At 66.3% G+C, this 23,407-nt stretch carries 20 protein-coding genes; 8 read left to right on the top strand and 12 right to left on the bottom strand.

What is annotated here, in order from left to right; genetic code table 11:
• Positions 1–303: 303 nt before the first annotated feature.
• Both sod and LI337_RS17195 read right to left on the bottom strand, forming a co-directional pair.
• Complete coding sequence (gene sod / locus LI337_RS17200; protein ID WP_227231150.1) at positions 304–906, bottom strand: superoxide dismutase; 603 nt, start codon at positions 904–906, stop codon at positions 304–306.
• A gap of 164 nt (positions 907–1,070) precedes the next feature.
• A complete protein-coding gene (locus LI337_RS17195) occupies positions 1,071–1,868 on the bottom strand; it encodes a DUF8054 domain-containing protein (protein WP_227231149.1) in 798 nt (265 codons plus the stop codon).
• A gap of 348 nt (positions 1,869–2,216) precedes the next feature.
• Here LI337_RS17195 and phnD point away from each other — a divergent pair, with 348 nt between their 5' ends.
• From phnD to LI337_RS17170, 5 genes are read left to right on the top strand one after another with little or no spacing between them, the layout of a single operon-like run.
• Positions 2,217–3,239, top strand: a complete 1,023-nt coding sequence (gene phnD / locus LI337_RS17190) for a phosphate/phosphite/phosphonate ABC transporter substrate-binding protein (protein WP_303645303.1) — start codon at positions 2,217–2,219, stop codon at positions 3,237–3,239.
• Positions 3,240–4,073, top strand: a complete 834-nt coding sequence (gene phnC, locus LI337_RS17185; protein ID WP_227231147.1) for a phosphonate ABC transporter ATP-binding protein — start codon at positions 3,240–3,242, stop codon at positions 4,071–4,073.
• 1 nt (position 4,074) lies between these two features.
• Positions 4,075–4,875: a phosphonate ABC transporter, permease protein PhnE gene (phnE, locus tag LI337_RS17180; RefSeq protein WP_227231146.1), complete on the top strand. Its 801-nt coding sequence runs from the start codon at positions 4,075–4,077 to the stop codon at positions 4,873–4,875.
• A complete protein-coding gene (phnE, locus tag LI337_RS17175) occupies positions 4,875–5,669 on the top strand; it encodes a phosphonate ABC transporter, permease protein PhnE (RefSeq protein WP_227231145.1) in 795 nt (264 codons plus the stop codon). Before phnE (LI337_RS17180) ends, phnE (LI337_RS17175) begins: the two co-directional genes overlap by 1 nt.
• Entirely contained in the window at positions 5,666–6,421 is a 756-nt protein-coding gene (locus LI337_RS17170; protein ID WP_227231144.1) for an HAD family hydrolase, read from the top strand. The genes phnE (LI337_RS17175) and LI337_RS17170 overlap by 4 nt, the downstream gene beginning before the upstream one ends.
• Before the next feature lie 110 nt (positions 6,422–6,531).
• On the opposite strand, the gene LI337_RS17165 is transcribed toward LI337_RS17170, so the two are convergent.
• The 4 genes from LI337_RS17165 to LI337_RS17150 all read right to left on the bottom strand — a co-directional run bounded on the left by LI337_RS17165 (position 6,532) and on the right by LI337_RS17150 (position 11,205).
• Complete coding sequence (locus tag LI337_RS17165; protein ID WP_227231143.1) at positions 6,532–7,590, bottom strand: isocitrate/isopropylmalate dehydrogenase family protein; 1,059 nt, start codon at positions 7,588–7,590, stop codon at positions 6,532–6,534.
• 145 nt (positions 7,591–7,735) lie between these two features.
• Positions 7,736–8,887, bottom strand: a complete 1,152-nt coding sequence (locus tag LI337_RS17160; RefSeq protein WP_227231142.1) for a 2-methylaconitate cis-trans isomerase PrpF family protein — start codon at positions 8,885–8,887, stop codon at positions 7,736–7,738.
• A 140-nt stretch (positions 8,888–9,027) separates the two neighbouring features.
• Complete coding sequence (locus LI337_RS17155) at positions 9,028–9,927, bottom strand: isocitrate lyase/PEP mutase family protein (RefSeq protein ID WP_227231141.1); 900 nt, start codon at positions 9,925–9,927, stop codon at positions 9,028–9,030.
• A gap of 60 nt (positions 9,928–9,987) precedes the next feature.
• Entirely contained in the window at positions 9,988–11,205 is a 1,218-nt protein-coding gene (locus LI337_RS17150) for an MFS transporter (RefSeq protein ID WP_227231140.1), read from the bottom strand.
• Positions 11,206–11,361: 156 nt separating this feature from the next.
• On the opposite strand from LI337_RS17150, the gene LI337_RS17145 reads away from it, so the two are divergent.
• Positions 11,362–13,521: a dipeptide ABC transporter ATP-binding protein gene (locus LI337_RS17145; protein WP_227231139.1), complete on the top strand. Its 2,160-nt coding sequence runs from the start codon at positions 11,362–11,364 to the stop codon at positions 13,519–13,521.
• 104 nt (positions 13,522–13,625) lie between these two features.
• Here LI337_RS17145 and LI337_RS17140 read toward each other — a convergent pair whose 3' ends face one another.
• Positions 13,626–14,387, bottom strand: coding sequence for a class I SAM-dependent methyltransferase (locus tag LI337_RS17140; protein ID WP_227231138.1), 762 nt, complete (start codon positions 14,385–14,387; stop codon positions 13,626–13,628).
• A 76-nt stretch (positions 14,388–14,463) separates the two neighbouring features.
• On the opposite strand from LI337_RS17140, the gene LI337_RS17135 reads away from it, so the two are divergent.
• Positions 14,464–15,318, top strand: coding sequence for an HpcH/HpaI aldolase/citrate lyase family protein (locus LI337_RS17135; protein WP_227231137.1), 855 nt, complete (start codon positions 14,464–14,466; stop codon positions 15,316–15,318).
• Between the two features lie 31 nt (positions 15,319–15,349).
• Here the strand turns inward: LI337_RS17135 and LI337_RS17130 are convergent, their stop codons facing one another.
• Together LI337_RS17130 and LI337_RS17125 are read right to left on the bottom strand one after the other, a co-directional pair.
• Positions 15,350–16,090, bottom strand: coding sequence for an MBL fold metallo-hydrolase (locus LI337_RS17130; protein ID WP_227231136.1), 741 nt, complete (start codon positions 16,088–16,090; stop codon positions 15,350–15,352).
• 69 nt (positions 16,091–16,159) lie between these two features.
• Positions 16,160–16,966 (bottom strand): oxygen-binding di-iron domain-containing protein, encoded by an 807-nt coding sequence (locus LI337_RS17125; RefSeq protein WP_227231135.1) that lies wholly within the window; start codon positions 16,964–16,966, stop codon positions 16,160–16,162.
• Positions 16,967–17,100: 134 nt separating this feature from the next.
• Here LI337_RS17125 and LI337_RS17120 point away from each other — a divergent pair, with 134 nt between their 5' ends.
• On the top strand, positions 17,101–19,248 hold the full coding sequence (locus tag LI337_RS17120) for an acetate--CoA ligase family protein (protein ID WP_227231134.1): 2,148 nt from the start codon (positions 17,101–17,103) through the stop codon (positions 19,246–19,248).
• A gap of 150 nt (positions 19,249–19,398) precedes the next feature.
• Here LI337_RS17120 and LI337_RS17115 read toward each other — a convergent pair whose 3' ends face one another.
• The 3 genes from LI337_RS17115 to LI337_RS17105 are packed head-to-tail and all read right to left on the bottom strand — an operon-like array spanning position 19,399 to position 23,404.
• Entirely contained in the window at positions 19,399–21,504 is a 2,106-nt protein-coding gene (locus LI337_RS17115) for a dipeptide ABC transporter ATP-binding protein (RefSeq protein ID WP_227231133.1), read from the bottom strand.
• Positions 21,501–22,421 carry an ABC transporter permease gene (locus LI337_RS17110; protein ID WP_227231132.1) on the bottom strand — a complete coding sequence of 307 codons (921 nt, stop codon included), beginning with the start codon at positions 22,419–22,421 and terminating at the stop codon, positions 21,501–21,503. Before LI337_RS17110 ends, LI337_RS17115 begins: the two co-directional genes overlap by 4 nt.
• Positions 22,421–23,404 carry an ABC transporter permease gene (locus LI337_RS17105; protein WP_227231131.1) on the bottom strand — a complete coding sequence of 328 codons (984 nt, stop codon included), beginning with the start codon at positions 23,402–23,404 and terminating at the stop codon, positions 22,421–22,423. Before LI337_RS17105 ends, LI337_RS17110 begins: the two co-directional genes overlap by 1 nt.
• Positions 23,405–23,407 lie beyond the last annotated feature (3 nt).

The following is a 23,407-nucleotide window of genomic DNA, read 5'->3' as shown; positions in this document are numbered from 1 at the left end:
TCACAGCACGTCTCTGAGCCTCGACCCGTGTGACCCGAGAGCGGAGAGAACTGTCAGTTCTCGTCGACTCTGACGTTTCTGTCGGCTCCGCCAACACGCAACCAACACCCCTTGGGAGGACACTCCTCCCAGCTAATTCCACTGCTCGACGCTCAACCCTGTAGCCCGATGGATTCGGTGATGGCCCGGCGAGCGGTCGTGCGGACCGCCCACGGAGCGTTCGTGAGTGCGGCCGAGGACCGCTCTACCCGGACAGGCGGTCTGATCCGCCCTGACTGTGACCCGGGGTCACGTGTGCAGTCGTCACTCGAACAGTTCGACGGCCTGCTCGTAGCGGGCGCTCGGTTCGTCCCAGTCGACGACCTCGAAGAAGTTCTCGACGAAGTCGCCGCGGGCCGGACCGTAGTCGTAGTAGTAAGAGTGTTCCCACACGTCGAGCGCGAGAATCGGGTGACCGCCCCAGATCGCACCCTGGTCGTGCTTGTCGACGACCACGTTGCGAAGCTGGTTCGAGAAGGTGTCGTAGACGAGGAGCGCCCAGCCGGACGCGTTACCGGCCGCAGCCTCGAACTCGCCCTTCCACGCCTCGTAAGAGCCGAAGTCCTCCGCGATGCGGTCTGCGAGCGCGCCGGCTGGCTCGTCGCCGCCCTCCGGAGACATGTTCTGCCAGAACAAGTCGTGCAGGATGTGCCCCGAGGAGTTGTGCGTCACGTTCCGGATCGCGCCCGCCGACGACCCGAACTCGTGGTTCTCGCGGTTCTCGGCGAGGGTCTCCTCGGCGGCGTTCCAGCCGTTGACGTAGCCCTGGTGGTGGGTGTCGTGGTGCCACGTGAGCACCTGCTCGGAGATGTGCGGTTCGAGTGCGTCGTAGTCGTACGGCAGCGGATCGAGTTCGTACTCGGTCATCGATTGTATCCCGGTATTCTCCAGGCGACAAACGTCCATAAGTGCTCGCTGAACTGAAATTGTGTAGCCAGAAGAACACGACTGCGGAGTGGTACTCCGACCTCGCTGCCGGTGTCTGGATCGCGGTGAAACCCAGAGAGAAGACCCTTCGCTCCCTCACAGTATCACTGACCCGGAGCGAACGCGGCGGGGGCGGGGTCGAACTCGGCGAGTCGGGCCCCACACTCCGGGCACGTGACCGCGACGACGTCTGCCGCGCCACAGCAGGACCGAACAGTATCCTCGGAGACGCGGGTCTCACTCTCACAGACGGGACACTGCTCTGTGAGTCCCCGGATTCTCGCCGCCAGGTCCGCGCGTGTCGGGTGGTCGAAGCCGGTCCACGCTGTCTCGGCGAGCGTCAGTTCGGTGGCCACATCCGCCACGAGTGCAGTCTGTGAGGGCCACTGGCCGACCCAGTCGCCAGCGACGGTCAGTTCGACGTCGCGCTCGCTCGTCTCGATGCGCACGTCGGCCGGGGGAACGGCCAGGACCTCACCGACCGCCCGCCGGAGCACCCGTTTGCTCTCCGAAAGCGCGGCTGCCGTCTCGCCCCACGCCTCGCGGAACGCGGGGTGCAGGTGCGCGTCCTCGTCAGAGAGGACGCCGAGTGCCGACAGTTGTTCGGTCGGATTTCCTCCCGGTGGCGACGTCCCACCGGGGACCTTCCCGAATCTGGCGAGCACCCAGGTCGGGAGATACCGGCGGGTGAGCGTCGGCGTCCCCGGAAGCACGTAGCCGCGAAGCCAGACGAGTGCGATACCGAGCCCTGCGACACCGAGACCGGCGACGAGTGAGAGCGCCGACACGGCGGCCGCGCCGACTGCGACGATGCAGAGGTTGACAGCAGTACACGGCCAGCACCGGTTCGATCCGGTGTAGACTGGGTCCCGGAACCGGTCGACCGGGTTAGGAGTGTCCATGTGACCGGCCCTGGGTACGACCACATACCACTGACGGAGTGAAACTATATATCTCTCCACAGGCGAACAGAGAATGTATTCTCTAATCAGTGATACATACTGGTATTTGCCACCCTGAGCCGAACAGAGGTCACAGTTCGAAGATATATAGATATTACGCCAGATTTATTTAGAGATGCTCCTGCGACACACACGATGTCAGATCGTGATACCTCGCGACGGCGTGTGTTTCTGAAAGGGTCGGCAGCAGCTCTCACCGCGGGGCTGGCCGGCTGTACCGGTAGTGGTGGCTCGGGTGGATCCGGATCGAGTGGCTCGGGCGGGTCGTCCGGTTCGTCGAGCGACTCGCTGCTGGCCGATGCGAGTAGCTTCGACCCAGCCACCCCCGCGTGGGAGGACAACAACTACCTGTCGAACGCGCTGGTCGACAACGACTACCAGCGTGGCTCGACGGTCGACCTGGAGAACATGCGAGGCCGGGAGGTCGACGAGGTTCCCCACGGCGAGCCCGTCCAGCAGACCCCCGAAGACGAGAGCGAGTGGCTCGACCCGGACACGTTAGTGTTCACCGAGAGTCCGAGCGAGGACGTGCAGGGCCGGTTCGAGGAGGACTTCGCGGTCGTCTTCGACCGCATCGAAGAGGAGACCGGCAAGCCGGTCGAGTTCAGCAAGGTCAACAGCTACGCCGCGTCTGTCGAGGCGATGCGCTCCGAGCGCGCACACATCGCGAACTTCTCGACCGGGACGACGGCCTTCGCCGTCAACCTGGCCGGTGCGGTGCCCTTCGCGGCCGGGCTCACCCCCGACGAACTGTTCGGCTACCGGCTGTTCGCGACGACGCGTGCGGACGCCGACGGCATCCAGAGTGTCGACGACTTCGCCCGTGACGACGTGACGGTCGGCCACTCCGAGCCGGCGTCGAACTCCGGCCACCAGGCTCCCTCGGCGCTGTTCGACCAGTACTTCGACGTGACCGCAGAGGAGGACTACGAGGTCAACTTCTCGGGCGGGCACGGCAACACGACGCGCGGTATCGCCGCGGGCGACTACGACGCCGGCCCGATCTGTTCGACCTGTTTCGTCGACACCGTCGAGGCACAGAGCGATCTGAGCTTCGACGACTTCAAGATCGTCTGGGCGTCGGCACCGTTCCCGAACGGGCCGGTCGCCTACCGCTACAACCTCCACCCCGACATCCAGGAGGGCATCGAGCGGGCCTACCTCGAGTCCGACTTCGCCGACACCGACTACCAGAAGCGGACCGGCTACGACCAGTTCGTGCCGATCGACTACCGGACCGTCTTCAAGGACATCATGATCATCCAGCGGTACAACGGCGTCGAGTACACCGAAAGCGCACTCGGATCATAGATGCTCGAAGTCACTGGCCTGGAGAAGACCTACCCGACGGGCGACGAGGCGCTGAAAGGCGTCGGGCTGTCTGTCGAGGGTAGCGAGACGGTCGCCATGATCGGCCCGAGCGGTGCCGGGAAGAGTACGTTCATCCGGTGTATCAACCGGCTGACGGAACCGAGCGCCGGCGAGATACGCCTCGACGAGCGCGAGTTGACCGGGCTGGACGGCGACGCGCTCCGGTCGGCGCGGAAGGACATCGGGATGATCTTCCAGGAGTACAACCTCGTCGAGCGGCTGACCGTCATGGAGAACGTGCTCACCGGCCGACTGGGGTACGTCTCCGCCTGGGACGCCTTCCGGCGTTCCTTCCCCGCCGAGGACATCGAGCGCGCCTACAACATCCTCGAACGGGTCGGTCTCGGCGACATGGAGAACAAACGCGTCGACGAACTCTCCGGCGGTCAGCGCCAGCGCGTCGGCATCGCACGCGCCGTGATCCAGCAGCCGAAGATCCTGCTGGTCGACGAGCCCACCTCGAGTCTCGACCCCGAGACCTCCGAGACGGTGATGCGGTTGTTGACCGACATCGCCGCCGAGCGGGAGGTGCCGGTGTTGATCAACATCCACGAGGTCGACCTCGCGCTCGAACACGCCGACCGCATCGTCGGCCTGCACGACGGCGAACTCGTCTTCGAGGGCAGTCCCGCGGACCTCGACGAGGCGGGCCTCGACCGGGTGTACCGTGGCGCAGAGATCCCCGACAACACCGACTCGGCGAGCACCGACGGCCGCGACGACGACCGGGACGTCCTCTCGCCGGGCGACAGACCGCTTCAGGGGGAGACCTGAGGTGGCGACGGGCGAACGCAGGTGGGAGCGGCCGACCGTCTTCCCGCGCCGAGAGATCAAGTGGGCCGTCTACGCCGGGGTCGTCGGCTTCTTCCTGTGGTCCGCGTGGGGTGTCGGTGCCGACCCCGCCCGGATCGTGCAGGGACTCGGGAGTCTCGTCTCGCTGATCGGCGACTTCCTGCCGCCGTCGGCGACCCCGCGACAGGGGGAGCGCATCTTAGAGAAGATGCTCGAGAGCGTCGCCATGGCGATGGTCTCGACGGTCACGGGCATCCTGTTGAGCATCCCCATCGCGTTCATGGCCGCCGAGAACCTCTCGCCGAAGCCGCTGTACGCGCTGAATCGCGGGTTCATCTCGGTCTCGCGGGCGTTCAACGCGATCATCATCGCCATCATCGCGGTGAAGGCCGTCGGCTTCGGTCCGCTGGCGGGCATCATCACGATCACGTTCAAGACGGTCGGCTTCTTCTCGAAGCTGCTCGCGGAGGACTTGGAGGACATCGACATGGGGTCGGTCGACGCGGTCCGCGCCTCGGGTGCGTCGCCGATCCAGACGTTGTTGTACGGGGTCGTCCCGCAGATCATCCCCCGATTCGCCGGCCTGTCGGTGTACCGGTGGGACATCAACATCCGCACCTCGACGATCATCGGTATCGTCGGTGCGGGTGGCATCGGGTCGGTCCTCTTGACCGCGTTCAACCGCTACGACTACCAGTACGTCACCGCCATCCTGCTGGCGATCATCGCCGTGGTGCTCGTCGCCGAGGGCGTGAGTGCTGTCGTCAGACGGAGGTACCAGTGATGGCGGCCGACGAGTACACCTGGGAACGGTTCGACCGCCGGCGTCGGCTCACGCGGTTCGTCGTCTTCCTCGTCGCCGCGGTCACCGTCGTCGGGTCGTGGCAGTTCATGGACATCGGCGTCGCCAACCCGGACACCATCCCGCGTGAGATCGCCGACCTGCTGACGCGGATGTACCCGCCGGACGTCGCGTACACGACCCAGATCGTCGGCCCGCTGATCGAGACGATCCACATCGCCGCGCTGGGGACGATCGGTGCGCTGGTGCTGTCGGTGCCAGTGGCGCTGCTGGCCGCCGAGAACACGACGCCCAACGCCGCGACGTTCTGGCTCGGGAAGCTGATCGTGACGGTCAGTCGGTCGGTCAACACGATCATCTGGGCGCTGTTCTTCGTCGTCGCCTTCGGCTCTGGCCCGCTGGCCGGGGCGGTCGCCATCGCCTTCCGGTCTGTCGGGTTCCTCGGCAAACTCCTCGGCGAGGAGATCGAGGAGATCGACTTCGGGCAGGTCGAGGCCGTGCGGGCCTCCGGTGCCTCCTCGATACAGATCCTGCTGTACGGCGTTCTGCCGCAGATCAAGCCCGCGCTCGTGGGCCTGTCGATCTACCGGTGGGACATCAACATCCGCGACTCGACCGTCCTCGGCTTCGTGGGTGCCGGCGGCATCGGCGTCCAGTTGTTCCGCGCGGTCAACGCCTTCGCCTGGCAGTCGGTGGCGATGGTCCTCATCGTCATCCTCGGTGTCGTCGTCGTCACCGAGAGCCTGTCGGCGTACACCCGGGGGCTGGTCCGGTGACGTCGGCCGACCGGTCGGCAGACGAGCACACCGGCGTCGATACGGGGCCCGACCGACGTGTCGTCCTGTTCGACATGGACGGCGTGCTCCTCGAGGGTCGTGGAACCGACGGCGAGGTCCACGAACAGGCACTCGCGGACGCACTGAGCGACCGTGACCTCGACCCCGATCCGGAGACCCACCGACTGCTCTCTGGGTACGAGTACGATACCGACTTCGCGCTGGGCTGTACTCGACTCGGGGTCGACCCGGTCACGTTCTACGACCGCAGAGAACGGTACAGCGCCCAGCGGTCGATCGAGCGACTCGCTGCGGGCAGTCGGACACCCTACGACGATGTGGGCGTTCTCACGACTCTCGCCGACCGCTACACCCTCGGTCTGGTGAGTAACAACTACGACGCCGTGGTCCAGTTCGTCGCCGAGCACCACGGCTTCGACGCCTTCGAGCACCAGCAGGGGCGAGATCCCGGCGTCAGAGGCTTCTACCGCCGGAAACCGGACCCGCACTACCTCCTCGACGCGATGGAGGCGTTGGGTGGAACCGACGGTCTGTACGTCGGCGACCGTGCGACGGACGTGCTCGCAGCGACGCGTGCCGGACTCGACGCGGTCTTCGTCGAGCGGTCGCACAACGACGCCGACAGTTTACCTGTTACTCCGGCTCTCACCGCCGACTCACTGGCGGACTTCGCCGATCAACTCGCTGCCCGTGGGTGGCCGTCTCGGCTCTCGTCGGTCGGCGAGCGATAGGTGACTCGGGGCTCCGAGCACCTACCGGCCCCGGTTCCCGAACGCCGTGCCGGCCAGTCGGTCGTGGTCCGTCTCTCGCTCGGACAGGCTGGCTCACCGTGGTTCCCCGCTCACAGGCGGGACTGCAGGTCTGCGACGACCTGTTCGGTCCCGGCGTCGCCCCCTAGATCCGGCGTCCGTGGTGCCGAGTCGTCGCCGAGTTGGTCCACGACAGCCTGCCAGAGGTCGGCTGCGACCCGCTGTTCTTCGAGGTCCTCGAACAGCAGTGACCACGAGAGCACCGTCGCGAGCGGGTTCGCGACACCCTCGCCGACGATATCGGGTGCGCTTCCGTGGACCGGTTCGAACATCGAGGGGTACTCTCCGCCGGGGTGGACGTTACCGGACGGTGCCAGCCCCATACTCCCCGTAATCTGAGCACCGATGTCGGTCAGGACGTCGCCGAAGAGGTTCGAGGCGACGACCACGTCGAACTCGTGGGGGCGGCGGATCAGGTCCATCGCAGCCGCGTCGACGAGCAGACGCTCGACGTCGACCGAGGGGAACTCCTCGCTCACGTCGGCGACCACCTCGTCCCAGAAGACCATGCTGTGTGCCTGCGCGTTCGACTTCGTGATGCTGGTCAGGTGCCCCTCGCGCCGGGTCGCGGCCTCGAACGCGGCCCGGACGATCCGCTCGGTCCCACGCCGGGTGAACACCGCCGACTGCACCGCCGTCTCGTGGGCGAGTCCCCGGTGTTCTCGCCCGCCGACGTCTGCGTACTCGCCCTCCGTGTTCTCCCGGTAGACCACGAAGTCGATGTCGCCCGGTTCGTAGCCACGGAGCGGGCTCTCGATCCCCTCGAACAAGACGTTCGGCCGCTTGCAGACGTACTGGTCGAACCCCTTCCGGATCGGCAACAGGAGTCCGTGCAGCGTCACGTGGTCGGGGACGTCGGGGTGGCCGACGGCACCGAGAAAGATCGCGTCGAACTCGGCGAGTCGGTCGAGCGCGTCGTCGGGCATCATCTCACCGTGATCGAGGTAGTACTCCGTCCCCCAGTCGAAGCGCGTGGTCTCGACGGTGACCCCCGAATCTGCTGCTGCGCCCTCGACGAGCGGGAGTGCCGCGTCGACGACTTCCGGACCGATCCCGTCGCCCGGAACGACTGCGATGTTGTGTGAAGCCATGGCCGACCGGTTCGAAGGGGCCCCGTTTGAACCTTCGTCTCGTGAGACAGAATCGCGGCGAGTCGTGACGAGTCCTGACGAGACCGCAACTACTCGGAGGAGCGGCGGCCGACACCAGCACTAACCCGGATTCGAGGACCCGACTTCACTCGGACGCACGGTGGTAGTAGAACTCGCCGTCGACGAGCAGTCGGGCGGTCCGACCGACGCGAACGCGATCTATCGTCGGCTCACCCGCACCCGCGCTCGACTCGACGCCGATCGTGATCGTCCCTTTCGGATGGCCGATACTCACGTCCGTCCCGGTAGCCGGTCGAGCGAACTCGGCGGGTATCGTCCCGTCCAGGTGAGTCGCCGCCGCGAGACACATCGCGCCGGTCGTCGCATACGAGTGGTGGGGCGTCTGTGTGGTGACGATGCGAGCGGTGACGTCGAGATCGGTGGCCTCGACACGTTCGCCGCCGGCGGTCGTGAACGACTGGGGCTCCGAGACGAGAGCGATCTGCGGGACTGCCGCCCGTTCGTCGGCCGCGTCGCGTCGATCGTCGACGAGACCGAGACGCTCGCAGGCCGCCCCGCGTATCAGTTCGAGTCGGTCGAGGAGGTCCGGGTCCTGGAGGTCGGCCGGGAGTTCCGTCCCGTCCAGTCCGAGGTCACGGGCCCGGAGCAAGACGTTCGGGTTCGCCACGTCGACGATCGAGACGTCGTAGGTGTCGCCGCCGACCGTGAGCGTCTCGACGCGGTCACCGGTCGGCAGGAGTTCGTCTGTGACGGCCCCGGCGGGGTCGCGGAAGTACGAGTCGATCCGGGCGCCAGTCCCCGGAATCCCGTCGACGCGGTAGTCGCCGTGGACCGCTGGTCGGCCGTCCGCGACGGGGACGACCTGGTCGATGAACGTCTCCGTGTTCGTGTTGTAGAGTGTGAGTTCGGTCTCGGGCGGCGTGGGATCGACGAGTCCAGACAGGAGCGCGAAGACGCCGACGCCACTGGTCAGGTTCCCGCAGTTGCCCGACCAGTCGACGACCGCGTTCTCGATCCCGACCTGCCCGAAGGTGTAGTCGACGTCGGCGTCGTCGCGGTCGCTCGCCGCGACGACCATCACCTTGCTCGTGTGGGAGTTTCCCCCACCGATGCCGTCGATCTGGAGTGGGTCGGGGGTCCCGAACAGGTCGACGAGAGCCTCGTCACGCCGGTCGGCGTCGTCCGGCAACTCGCCGGGAGTCAGGTAAAGGCCCCTGCTCGTCCCGCCGCGAATCAGGCGCCCGTCGAGAGAGCTCTGGTGTGGTGTCTCCGTCATACCGGGAGGCTCACGCCCGGTCGTGGTAGGCGTTGTGCCTCCACACACCTCGTTGGCTCGTCAGCCTGTTCGACCGCTGTCTCGTCCGAGGTCGTCAGTTCGATCGCTCTCCCGTCCAAGATGAGCACCTCCCGAGAGGTTCACCCATCGTCGGGTGCGAACCGCCCTTCGAGGTCGTCGACCGCCGGCTTGCCGATCAGGTCGGTGTAGTACGCCCAGTCGACGACGGCGTCGGGTGCCTCGTACGCCTCGCGCGTCTCGACGGCCGTCTCCAGTTCTGTCAGAGCGTGTTTCATGCCGGCGGTCGCCGCGGCGGTGATGAGTCGTGGGTAGATGACGACGTCGACGCCCATCTCCTCGAGTCGCGGAGCGGGGATCAGCGGTGTCGTCGGCCGACTCCGGACGCCGAACCCCATGTTCACCGAGAGGGGCGCGTCCACCCCTGCGGCGACCCGAGCGATCGCCTCCTCGGACCGGAGCGCGTCCGCGAAGACGACGTCAGCACCGGCGTCGGCGAACGCGTTCAACCGCTCGATCGCCTCGTCGAGTCCCTGCGGTTCGGTGGCGTCGGTCCGCGCCTTCAGGAGCATCTCGGGTGCGTGCTCGTCACGAGCGTCTGCTGCGGCCTCGATCTTCGAGACTGCCTCCTCGAACGAAACGACGGACTTCCCCGCCATGTGGCCGCAGCGCTTCGGCCACTCCTGGTCTTCGATCATGACCGCTGCGGCACCCGCGTCCGCCAGACGCCGGACGGTCCGGTGCACACTGACAGCGTTCCCGTAGCCGGTGTCGGCGTCGACCCAGACCGGGATGTCGACCGCGTCTGTGATCTCTCTCGACTGGTCTGCGACGTCGGGCAGCGTGAGGAAGCCGACGTCCGGTTGTGCCAGCCGGCTGTTCGAGACGCCGGCACCGGAGAGAAATCCCGAGGAGAAGCCCTGTTGTTCGACGAGGCGCGCACTGATTCCGTCGTAGACCCCCGGAACGACGGTTATTCCGTCGTCTTCGACCATCCTTGCCAACTGTTGACGAGTGTCCATACTGGCCGTACACGACCTAGTACAAAAAACATCGACCGGCTGTCACCACACGCCGACGCGTCAGTCACCGTCGGCGAGCCAGAGGAGCGCCGAGAGGACCGTCGCGAGCACCAACGCCGCAGTGAGAAGGGTGAACGCCGGCTGGAGGCCGGTCGTCTCGGAGAGGACGCCCACGAGTGCGGGCGCGGAGGCGCCGGCGAGCATCTGAATCGTCCGGACCGCACCGAGGCTCCCCCCGGAGACCGACGCGGGGATGACCGACATCAGGTACGCCCCCCGGACCGGTCGATAGCCGTGGGCACCGAGGCCGAAACAGACGACCGCCACCCCGAGCGCGAGCGGTCCAGCGACGCCGGTCAACAGGACGACCGACCCCAGTCCGGCCGCCGCGAGACCGACCGTGAGTGCGATGACCAGGAGTGTCCCGGTTCGGTCACTCAGTTCGCCCGTGAGCAACTGCACGAAGCTCACCACGAACAGTGAACTGTACAGCAGGTTCGCGGTGGTCGGTCCGAGTCCGGCTTCTCGCGTGAAGTACAGCGGGAGAAACGCGAGCGCGGCGTTGAACGCGAACGAGAACAGACTCGTGACGAGGACGAACACGGAGAACCGCCACTCCCGGAACAACGTTCCGTACTCACGAATCGGGACAGTACCGTCCTCGCCCGGGGACTCCTCGCTCTCGTCTGGCATCCGACCGGGAACCCGGAGGACGAAGGCCGTTGTCACGCCGATGCCGGTCAGCCCCGCGAGGAGGAACGTCGTCCGCCATCCCGCGCCGAACACCGCAGGCGACCCGGCGAACAGCACGACTGCGGCCGGTGCCACGGCGCCGCCCAGCGTGCCGAAGGTGTCGAACACACCGAACACCCGACCGGTCTGCTTCGGGTAGGTTCGAGAGAGGATCTGCATGCCGACCGTCTTGAGCGGCCCGGTCCCCGCTCCGATCACCACCATCGCACCGACAAGAACGACGAACGGCCCGTCGAGGCTCAGGGCGAGTGCCGCACCGATCGACAGCGCCGAACCCACAGCGATGACGACCACGGGACTCAGGCGATCCGAGAGGAGCCCCGAGGGGAACTGCAGGGCGGCGTAGACCAGCAACAGGGCACTGAACGCGCCACCCAGTATCGCAGTCGAGACGTCGTAGACCACCGCCAACTGCTCGAACAGTGGCGGAAAGGCGAACCGGACGAACTTGCCGAGAAACCACAACCCGGCAGTGAGCAGCACGGCGTCGAACCGACCGAGTCGACGGACGAGTGACTCGGTCATGTCATGGGGTGGTGTGATGCGAGGGTTCTTAACATGTTGCGTGTTATGCAGTGTCGAGATGGCTCGAACGACGCGCAGGGGCGGTCCCTCTGTGAGTCTGGATGGTCGTTACCGGGGTGTGACCTCTCCCCGGGCACTCCTCGGCGGGATCGGCGGATGACGCTCCTCGACGTCGAAGATCTCGCGGTGCGATACGAGACCCGGGACGGCCCGCTCTACAGCGTGAACGGCGTCTCGTTCAGTATCGACGACGGCGTCAACTACGGCCTCTCGGGTGAGTCCGCCTCGGGCAAGTCGACGACCGCGAAGGCGATCCTCGGACTCCTGCCCGACCACGCGGTGATCGAGTCCGGGAGCGTCGAGTTCGAGGGACGGGACCTGCTCGCTTTGACCCCCTCACAGCGACAGGACATGCTCTGGGAGGAGATCGCGTTCATCCCACAGACGGCCATCGACGCCCTCGACCCGGTGATGACCGTCGGTGGACAGATCGTCCAGGCGATCCAGACCCACCGTGAACTCTCCGACGCCAACGCCAGACGACGCGCCCGTGAACTGTTCGAGGCGGTCGGCCTCGACGCCGAACGGACGGACGAGTACCCCCACCAGTTCTCTGCCGGGATGCGCCAGCGTGTCGTCATCGCGATGGCACTCGCGCTCGAACCGAAACTGATCGTCGCCGACGAACCGACGACGGGGCTGGACGTGATCGTCCAGGACAAGATCATCGACAACATCCTCCAGATTCAAGAGGAGACGGACAGTTCGCTGCTGCTGATCACCCACGACATGAGTGTCATCGCCGAGACGTGCGACGAGATGTCGGTGATGTACGGCGGGACGGTGATGGAACAGGGGCGAGTCGAGAACGTCCTGCTCAACCCGGCGAACCCGTACACGATGGGGCTGAAGAACGCGTTCCCGGCGCTGGAAGACGAGGACGAGGATCTCGTCTCGGTCCCGGGTGAACCGCCGAACCTCGAAGCGGAGCCGACTGGCTGTGTCTTCGAACCGCGCTGTCCGTTCGCGAGCGAAGCGTGTGCGACGAGAGAGCCGGAGGTCGAAGCACTTCCGTACCGGAATCACAGCGTCGCCTGTCACAACGCCGAACACGGTGCGTGGATGCGCCGGGACGCAGAAGACGCGTCGACGTGGGGCTGGTCCACGGAGGGGTCGCGTTCCGACTCGGGCGAGGTGCTGCTTGAGGTCGACGAGTTGTGTACGTGGTACGAGCGGTCGGAGTCGCTACTGGGCCGGCTTCCAGTCGGTGGTATCTCCCCGAACGTGACCGGCATCTCGAACAGCCTCCGCCGGTGGTACGAACAGCGCGGCGAGATCCTCACCGAGGTACTGAACGAAGGTGAGTCACACGTCCGTGCTGTCGACGGCGTCTCGCTGTCGGTCTCGCGCGGTGAGATTCTCGGCGTCGTCGGCGAGTCCGGTTGTGGCAAGACGACGCTCGGGCAGACCCTCGCGCTGTTGGAGGAGCCGACTCGCGGCGGGTTCACGTTCGACGGGCGCTCACACGAGTACTACCAGGACGGGAACCTCCAGTCGCTTCGGCAGAAACTCCAGATCGTCTTTCAGAACGCCTACGACTCGTTGAACCCGCGAATGACCGTCGAACAGTTGGTCAGAGAGCCACTGACGATCCACAACTACCGGCTCGACGAGCGTGACACGGCCGTCTACGAGACGCTCGAACAGGTCGGGATGGCGCCCGTCGAGCGCTATCTGGACAAGTATCCGAACGAGCTCTCGGGCGGTCAGCGTCAACGTGTCGCCATCGCGCGGGCACTCGTCATCGACCCCGACTTTCTCATCTGTGACGAACCGGCGTCGATGCTCGATGTCTCACTCAAGGCCGTGGTGCTCAACCTCCTCCGCTCGCTCGCGAACACCGAAGGAATCGGCGTCCTGTACATCTCACACGACCTCGCCAGCCTCACTCGAATCGCCGACAGGCTGGCGATCATGTACCTCGGTCGCTTCGTCGAGCGCGGCAGGACCGCCCAGATCGTCGGTGATCCGAAACACCCCTACACCGAGGCACTCCTCGACGCAGTTCCCGAGACTGACCCACGGGGCAGTCGAGACCGCGTGATGCTGGACGGAGAACCCGCAGACCCCGTGGATATCTCTGCTGGCTGTCGGTTCGCCTCGCGGTGTCCGAAGGCGACCGATCGCTGTCTCGAGACGGAACCCGAACTCGATAGCTGGACGGCCGAAGAGCACAGCGCGGCGTGTTTCCACCCGGCCGGAGTCACGCCCGACGACGAGTCGGCGCGTATCGAAGAGCGGATCGACACCGACTGACCCGACACCGACTGACCCGACACCGACTGACCCGGCTCCGAAGAGACGGCCACGCAGTGAGGCGGGCGACCGACAGGACCGCGTTCAGGCCGCCGAGATTGTGCTCACAGTGTCGCGCGAAGCAGTAGTTTCAGGTTGGCGAACGAGTCCACCTCGCCGTCCGACTCGACGATCTCGAACAACTCGGTCGCACCGGGCGGTCGGTCTGTGAACACGGCGCGAAGTCGCCGGCGACGCTCGGCTGGTGCGTCGACGTTCCCGACCCACTCGTCGTAGTCGAGCGTCTTCGTGACGACCCGCGACCGTTCGACGGTCAAGCCCTCGGCTCGGAGCCACGCGTGCCAGTCACCGACGCGGTGTGAGCGGACGTGGGTCGGGTCCCGAGTGCGCTCGACGGTGTTGAGAAACTCGTCGAGTGTGTCGTCGTCCGGCGCGACGTTGTCCTCGAAGGCGAAGACACCGCCGGGTTCGAGCACCCGAGCGACCTCCGCGACGAACGCGGCGGGGTCGGGAAAGTGGTGCGCGGCGATCCGACAGGTCACGGCGTCGAACGAGTCCGACGCGAACGGGAGCCGTTCGGCGTCACCGACGACCCCCTCGACGCCGGGGTACGCCTCCCTCGTCGTCGCGACCATCTCGGGTGCGGCGTCGGCGGCGACCACGCTGTCTACACCCGCATCGAGCAGGGCACCGGCGGTGTGGCCGGCACCGGTTGCGACGTCCAGCGCACGGTCGGCCGGGCCGACCCAGTCGGTGAGTTGATCGAGATCGTCGCCCGCCCGGTGGACACTGCTGTCCAGATACGCCCCGGCGTGCTCCCCGAAGCGTGCCGCGGCGGACCGTTTGCGGTCAGTCTGCTCGTCCATAGCCCCGCGTTCGACCGAACCGTCATGAGCGTTCGGCCGCCTCAGCGTTTTTGTCCCCCACGGTCGATACTGGGATATGATCGCTCGTTCGCTGCTCTACTGTCCCGGCGACCAGCGCGAGATGCACCAGAAAGCGGTCGACTCGGGAGCCGACGCGGTGATATTCGACCTCGAAGACGCGGTCGCACCGGCCGCACGAGCGACTGCCCGCCGGACCGTCCGGGAGACCCTCGACGGACTCGACGATCCCGACCCCTCGATCAGCGTCCGGATCACCTCCTACGACCGCGAGGGACCCAGCGACGTCGAGGCGGTCGTCCGCGACGCCGAGCGACTGCCCGACAGCGTGGTCCTCCCGAAGGTAGACCGTCCAGATCAGGTAGAGCGGTTGACAGCCGACCTCAAAGCCGCCGGCGCGAGTTCCGTCGACGTGATTCCGCTGATCGAGACTGCGGCGGGCCTGCTCGCCGTCGAAGAGATCGCCGAGGCGTCCGGCGTCGTCGGGGTCGCCTACGGCGATCAGGACTACACCGCAGACGTCGGCGCGACCGTCACAGCGGCGAAGACCGAGTCGCTGTACGCCCGCCAGCGCGTCGTCGCGGCCGCCGGCGCGGCCCGCGTCGACGCCTTCGACACCGTTCACACCGACATCGAGGACAGCGAGGGCCTCCGCGAGCAGACTCGCACGGTCCTCGAGTTCGGCTTCGACGGGAAACTCGCCATTCACCCCGCACAGGTCCCGATCATCAACGAGGCGTTCACGCCCACCGACGAGGAGATCGAGTGGGCCGAGCGAGTGCTCGCCGGCCAGTCGCGAGCCAGCGAGGCGGACGATGGGGTGTTCACCGTCGACGGGCAGATGATCGACCCGCCGTTGGTCGAGCGCGCACGGGTCGTCGTGCGCCGGGCCGAAGTCGCCGGAGTCCGGTAGCCCCGTCGACGCCTCGCACGCTCCGGGGGGCTCACCCGACAGAGTACTCGGACGCGATCCGTTCCATCGCCTCGCTGAGTCTGCCGCGGTAGGTGTCGAGGTCCTCGCCCTCGATCGGGTTGCCGTGGATCGGTGCGACGGCCCGGACGTCGTACGACGTGAAGATGTCTTCGAGGGTACGCTCGACCTTCTCCGGGGCGACGTAGCGGAGCCACACGAGGTTGTCGCGGTGGTACTCGTAGATCTGCTCGGCAGGTGTGGACTCCGGGAAGTCGCCAGAGCGGTAGTCACACTGGCCGGGGTCGTGGTAGTTGCCGAAGCCGTCGGCAGTGAACAGCACCCCGTCGCCGTGGTCGTAGATCCAGGTCGTGTGCGAGCGGTCGGCGAGCGGTGGGTCGATGAAGCTGAACTCCCGTCCCTGTATCGTCAGTGTGCCGCCGATGTCGCACTTGCGCGCGTTCGGGAGTCCCTGCTGGGCCGGCGAGGCCGACGACGCGACGAGTTCGACGCCCTCCGTGTCACCGCCCAGCGACGAGACGTTCGCCGCGTGGGGGTAATCCGAGTGTGAGAGGACGATGGCGTCCGGGCCCTCGCCGCCGGTCGCCTCGTCGACGGCGGCGGTGATCTCCTCGCGGTGGTAGAACGACCCCGAGTCGACGAGGACGGTCCCCTCCGGCGCGTGCAGGAGGTACAGCGAGACGTGCTCGTGACTCCCCTCGTGTTCGTAACACTGGTTGAGCCACTCGACGCCCGGCGCGATCTGGACCGTCATACGCGTCCCTCCGTGGTGGTGTGTGCCGTCGATTCGCCTCCCTCTGTGGTGGTGTGTCCCGTCATCTGATCACCCGAGCGTCCCGATGCGTCCCTGGTCGTCGATCGTGCGCGTCACGTCTTTCATCAGTTCCATGTAGTCGGTCGCGTCCTCGCGGATGACGAGTCCGTGTGCCGGCGCGATGATCTCCGGGTCGAACTTCTCGACGAGTGCGTCGATCTCGGCGTTCGTCGTCTCGACGTCGACGTACTGGTACCAGAACAGGACGCGACCGTGGAACTCGACGAGTCTGCTCGGGTCGAACTCCCCGTCGAGTTCGTCGACGAAGGCCAGTCGCTCCTCGTCCAGGTGGATGAACCCCATCCAGTCGACCGGAAATAGCGTCTCTGTCTCCCGTTCCGTCATCCACAGCGAGACTGGCGCGTCGAGGAAGGTCGCCTCGTGGAACTCGACCGTCCGATCACCGAGGTCGATCCGGTCGCCCTCGGTGACGTGAATCCCGTCGTCGAGGCGATACAGTTCGTGGTCGTTGCCGTAGCCGGGAGCGACGAGCGTCGTCTCGGGATGCTCCTCGAGGATGGCGACTGTGTTCCCGGCGTGGGGGACGTCCGGGTGTGAGACGACGAGGTAGTCGAGACCCCGGTCGCCGACGAGGTCGTCGATCGCGGCGAGTATCTCGTCGGTGCTCGCCGGCGAGAGTGTATCGAACAGGAGCGTCTCTTCCCCGCCGTCGACGAGGTACGCACACTGGGGGACGTACGCCTCCCGTCCCGCCTCGTACCACCCCGGATCGCGGTCGGCTACGTCCCACGAGGCTGTTCGATCCGGCCCGGCTTCGTAGATCCAGTGGATCCCGGCTGTGATCTCTCGTGTCATGCACTCTCACAGGGAACAGCCCCTACTAAAGCCGGCAGATCGTTCACCGTTCTCGGAGTCGAGTACTTAAATGACGATACAGATAGTCGCCCTTCGGGAGTAGGTTCAGGCGCCGTCGTCGGGAATCACACGTCATGTCAGATAGCGACCCGGTGACTCCGGACGCCGCACCGGCAGTGCCGGCACTCGACCCGCTGTTCGACCCGGACTCGGTGGCCGTCGTCGGTGCCAGTCCCGACTCGTTTTACTCCGGGAACCTCGTGGAGAACCTCCTCGGCTACGGCTTCGACGGTTCGCTCTACCCCGTCAACCCCGGTCGAGACGAGGTCTGGGGTCGAGCGTGTTACGACGACATCGACGACGTCCCCGAGACCGTCGACGTGGCCGTCGTGAGTGTGCCCCGGGAGTACGTCGTCGACGTGGTTTCGGCGGCGGGCGACCGGGGCGTCCCGACTGCGCTCGTTCTCACAGCGGGCTTCTCCGAGGCAGACGACGACGGCGTCGAACTGGAGTCGCGGCTCGCCGACGCGGCCGCCGAGACCGGGATCCGCGTCGTCGGGCCGAACTGCATCGGGGTGATGGCCGCCCGGGGGGCGACGCTCACCTCGACGTGTTCGCGCGAACCGGCGCCCGGACGGATCGGTCTCGTGAGCCAGTCCGGGGCGCTGGCGTTCACGACCTTCTTCGAGCGGGCGGCGGACAGGGACCTCCACTTCAGCCACATCGTCTCGACCGGCAACGAGGCCGACCTGACACTGACCGACTACGTCGCGTATCTCGCAGAGCGCGACACGGTCGACGTGATCTGTACGTACATCGAGGGCATCGACGACCCGGACCGGTTCATGCGCGTCGCAGAACGGGCGACCCGCGAGGGGACGCCGGTTCTGACGGTCAAGGTCGGGCGGTCGGACCTCGCCGAGGCGGCCACGCTGTCACACACCGGGTCGCTCACCGGGAGCGACGACGCCTGGCGGGCGGCGTTCGACCAGACCGGTGTCCAGCGGGTGCCGGACATCCCAGATTTACTCTCGCGGGCGAGCGCCCACACCGCGTACGACCCACCCGACGGGAACCGGGTCTGTATCGCCTCGACAAGCGGCGGTCTCGCGAGTCTCCTCGCGGACATGGCCGCCGAGCGAGATCTCGTGCTCCCCGACATCGACGGCGAAACCGAACGGAGACTGCTCGACGTCGAGGAACTCCTGACCTACGGCGGGTTCACGAACCCTGCGGACATTCGCGGGTACGGTGCCGAGGTGCTCCCCGAGATCGCCGACGCCGTCCTGTCCGACGACGCGTTCGACGCCTACGTCTTCGCCATCGGCCTCCCCGGAACCGACGAACGCGCCGAGACCATCGCCGCCGATCTCGAGTCAATCGTCGCGGCGGCCGACGACCCGGTCTACGTCCTCTGGACCGGCCGAAAGGAACCGGACGAGCCGACGACGACGCCACCGTACGCCGACCTCAGGAAGTCGGTTCCGGTGTACGAGGACCCGGGGCGGTGCCTGGACGCTGTCGCATCGACGGCGATGGCCGTCGAGGATCGTGACCGCCTCGTCGGTCAGCCCTCCAGAGTCGAGTCGAACGCGTCGCTCGAAACACCCTCGGTCGACCTCCCGGCAGGACGAGTGTTGACGTGGGCCGAGACGGAACCGCTCCTCGACGCCTTCGATATCCCCGTCGTGCAGACGCGACTCGCGACCGACGCCGAGGAAGCCGTCGCGGCCGCCGACGCTGTCGGCTACCCCGTCGTGCTCAAGATCGACTCGCCGGCGCTCCCACACCGGACCGACGTCGGCGGGGTGAAACTGGGGCTCGACTCGCCCACTGCGGTCCGGGACGCGTACCACGAGGTGCTAAATGCGGCGTTGGACCACACCGCCGAGTCTGACGTGGCCGGTGTCCTCGTCCAACCGATGGTCACAGACGGTGTCGAGGCCATCCTCGGAGTGGCACCCGGCGACGTGTTCGACTCGCTCGTCACCGTCGGTCCGGGCGGGGTGCTCGTCGAGGCGGTAGACGAGACCACGACGCTCGTCCCGCCGTTCTCGCGGGCGGACGCCCGCCGCGCAGTCGAGCAGACGGCACTCGCAGCCCTGTTGACCGACCGGCGCGCTGGCGAACCGCTGTCCGTGTCGGCGGTCGTCGACCTCCTCGTGAGTGTCGGCGATCTGGCGGCGTCGGTCGACGCCGTCGCCGAACTCGATCTGAATCCGGTCGTCGTCACCGAGGACGGACCGGTGGCCGTCGACGCGCTCGTCCGAACACGTCGCTGAACCCGTTGCTGAACTCGTCTGCTTGCCGGTGGTAGGCCGGTTCAGTCTCCCGGTCTCGTTCTCACTGTTCGCTCGTGAGACGACTGTCTACCGACTCGGCTCACCATCGCCGAACCCGCGAAAAGTTGTGAGTGGGAGCCGCGCCGGTGACTACAGGGTCACCTCGTCGCCGATGGCCTCCGAGACGTCTTCTTCGTGTTCCTCTGCGTACCGTTCCAGCAGTTCGGTCTCGATGTCTTCGACGGGGAAGTAGCAGGCAGCCTCGTGGTCGTCGTCCGCGAAGGCACCACGCTCGGGCTCCTCCTCGCGACACTCCGGCCCCGCCTTCGGACACCGGGGGGCGAAGTTACACCCGTTCGGCAGGTCGACCGGGTCCGGTGGCTCGCCGGGGAGCAGGACTCGCTGGCGGTCCACGTCCGGGTCGGTCTTCGGTGAGGCCGCCAGTAACGACGCGGTGTAGGGATGCTTCGGGGTGCTGACCACGTCCTCGGTGTCACCGAGTTCGGCGATCCGCCCGAGGTACATCACCGCGAGACGGTCGGCGATCTGGGTGAGGCTCGCGAGGTCGTGGGAGATGTAGACGATGCCGATCTCGCGCTCGTCGGCCATCTCCCGCAGGATGTTGAGGATGTTGGCCTTCAGCGAGACGTCGAGCATCGACGCCGGTTCGTCACAGATGAGTAGCTGTGGTTCGAGGACGAGCGCCTGCGCGATGGCGACACGCTGTCGTTCTCCCCCCGAGAGCTGAGCCGGAAGCTTGTCGAGGTACTTCTCGACCGGTTCGAGACCGACGTCCGCGACGGTCTGCCGGACGCGGCGGTCGATCGTCTCGCTGTCGAGTCCCTGAATCTTCAGTGGCTCGGAGACGGCCGCTCGAACCCGCTGACGGGGGTTGAGCGAGTCGAACGGGTCCTGGAAGATGAACTGCACCCGCGAGCGGAACTCTTTGGTACTGCGGTCGAGCAACTCGTCGACCGGTGTGTCGTCGACGAAGATCTCCCCGCCCGTCCGTTCTTGCAGGGCGGCGATCACCTCCGCGAGTGTCGACTTCCCACACCCCGACTCGCCGGCGACGCCGACGATCTCGCCCTCGTGGACGGTGAGATCGACGTCGTTGACGGCCTTGACGTAGTTCGGCTCGCGGCCGCGAAGGTCGTCCAGAATCCCCTGTGACTGCTTGAACCACTTCTCCAGGCCTTGCGTCTCGAGGATGACGTCGCCAGTCTCACCCGACCGGTCACGTTCGTCGCGGGCTTCGATCCCCCAGGTCTCGGGGTCGGCCGCGGCGTCTCGCATCTCGTCGGCCCGGTCGGTGTAGTAACAGGCCGATGATTGGCCGTCTGTCTCGACGAGTGGTGGGTGTCCCTGCTCGCACTCCTCTGTCGCGAACGGACAGCGGTTACGGAACACACAGCCGTCCGGTTCGTGCATGAGGCTCGGGAGCGATCCCGGAATCGAGATGGCCTGCTCGTCGAACTCGTCGACCTCCGGGAACGCGTTCTTCAGCCCCATCGAGTAGGGGTTCGTCGGCGCTCTGAACACCTGATTCGTCTCGCCCTGCTCCATCACCTTCCCGCCGTACAGGACCGACACCTCCTCACAGCTCTCCGCGACGACGCCCACGTCGTGGGTGATCAACAGGAGCGAACTCCCCGTCTCCGCTTGAATCTCCATCAGCTTGTCGATGATCTTGTCCTGGACGATCACGTCCAGCCCCGTCGTCGGTTCGTCGGCGATGATGAGATCGGGGTCTAACGCGAGCGCCATCGCGATCGTGACGCGCTGGCGCATGCCGCCAGAGAACTGGTGCGGGTAGTCGCCGGTTCGTGCCGGATCGAGCCCGACCATCTCGAACACCTCGTCGACGCGCTCGTTCGCCGTTCGTTTCGAGACGTCCCGGTGTTTGCGGATCGCCTGTCGGATCTGCGCACCGACGGACATCACCGGGTCGAGCGAGTCCATCGCACTCTGTGGGATGTACGATATCTCCTCCCAGCGGACAGACTGCCAGTCACGCTCGGAGAGGTCGGTGAGTTCACGGCCGTTGAACCGGATGCTCCCCGACTGGATCTCGCCGTTGCTGTCGAGGAGCCCGAGAACCGACTTGGCGAGCGTCGACTTGCCACAGCCTGACTCGCCGACGAGTCCGTAGTTGTCTCCCTCGTCGATCGAGAAGGAGACGTTGTTGACGGCGTGGACTTGACTGTGTGGCAACCGATACGTGATCTTCACGTCGTCGACTTCGAGTAGACTCATTCTTGCTCCGTCTGTAGGTCTGGGTTGACTATCTCCTCGAACGCCCGTCCGACCAGGAAGACGGCCGTCGTGACGGCACCGATACCGAGTGCGGGCGGCAGGACCCACCACCACGCGACGCGGATCGCGCCCGAGCGGAACACCTGCTGGAGCATCCGACCCCAGGAGGTGGTCGTCGGGTCGCCGAAGCCGAGGAAGGCGAGTGAGGCCCCGGCGACGATAGACCACCCGACGGCGTAGGCGGTGTAGAGGAAGCCGATCCCGAGCACGTTCGGCGCGACGTGCAGGAACATCGTCCGGAGGTGGCCTGCACCCCGTGCTCGGGCGGACTTCACGAACGTCCGTTCCTTGACCGTCATCACCTCAGAGCGGATGACCCGCGCCGGCATCTTCCAGAGGAAGACGACCAGTACGGTGGTGATCAGCCAGACGCTCGGCGTCACGAACGAGAGGATCACCAGCGCCATCGGTAAGAACGGGAGCGCGAACGTCAGGTCGGTCAGTCGCATCAGGAACTCGTCGACGGTCCCGCCGAAGTAGCCGCTCGTGAGTCCGACGAGGAAGCCCAGGACGCCCGTCCCGACGCCGCCGAACAGACCGACGATGAGCGTCGGCCGTGCGCCGGCGAGGAACTGGCTGAGCACGTCCTTCCCGAACGAGGTCGTCCCGAGCAGGGCCTTCCCGCCGGGGTCCTGCAGGCGCATCATCGAGCCGCCCTGTCGGAGCGTGTCCTCGATGGGGTGGTACGGGGCGATGTACGGTCCGAAGAGCCCGAGGAAGCCGAACGTGACGATGATCGCGACACCGACCTTCGCCGCGTTGTCCTCCAGGACGTGACCGAGGACCCGTCTGGCCCGACCGAACTCAGAGCGGAGCCGCTCTTTCGCGGTGTCGGCGTCGAGTGAGTACCCCGACATCAGACGTCACCTGCCTCCACGGTCGGGTCCAGTTTCGCGTAGGCCACGTCGGCGGTGAGGTTCATCACGATGACCGCCAGCGCCATGATGAACACGGCCGCCTGGACCGTCGGGTAGTCCTGGTTCAGGATCGACTGGACGAGTGCGCGACCGATACCCGGCCACGCGAAGACGACCTCCAGCGTGATGACGCCCTGAAACAGCATGCCGGTCCGGAGCGCGAAGTAGGTCACGAGCGGCAGCAACGAGTTCCGCCCGGCCCGACCGAGTTGCTCCATGTCCGACAGCCCCTTCGCACGGTGGAGCATGAGGAACTCCGACCCCTTCCGTTCGACGACGGAGTTGCGGGCGAGCATCAGGAAGTCGCCGCTGTAGAACAACACCGTCGCGCTGAACGGGAGGATGTAGTGTTTCAGGAAGTCCACCGAGAGGTACGTCTCCAGGTAGCCGTCCGGGTTCGCGAGCGGACTGCGCATCCCGAACGCCGGGAGCCAGCCCAACCCGTACGAGAAGATGATGAGCAGGAAGATGCCCGTCACGAAGATGGGGACCGCACGGAAGACCGTGGTCACGACGATGCTCGACTGCTCGAACCACGACCCGCGGTTCCACCCGGCGTACATCCCGGCCAGCGAACTGAGGATCGCAGTCACGACGAGTGCGGGCAACAGCAGGACGAGCGTGTTGATCAGCGCCGGGATGATGATCTCGCCGACCGGCCGTTGCTGGGTGAGCGAGATGCCGAACTGGAAGGTGAACAGGTTCTGGATGTACTTGAAGTACTGGACGTAGATCGGTTCGTCCAGCCCGTACATCGCCCGGACGCGCTCGACCTGTTCGGGTGTGAGCGCCCCGGACGCGACGAGGCCGCTGAACGGATCGGCGGGTAACATCCGGAGCGTGACGAAGATGACGCTGACGGCGATCAGCGTCAGTACCGCCGCGATCAGGGTCCGTTTTATCAGGAAGCGTCGAAAGCTCATGAG

This window comes from Salinirubrum litoreum, assembly GCF_020567425.1.
Lineage (GTDB): Archaea > Halobacteriota > Halobacteria > Halobacteriales > Haloferacaceae > Salinirubrum > Salinirubrum litoreum.
This window is presented reverse-complemented; position numbering and strand designations above follow the sequence as displayed.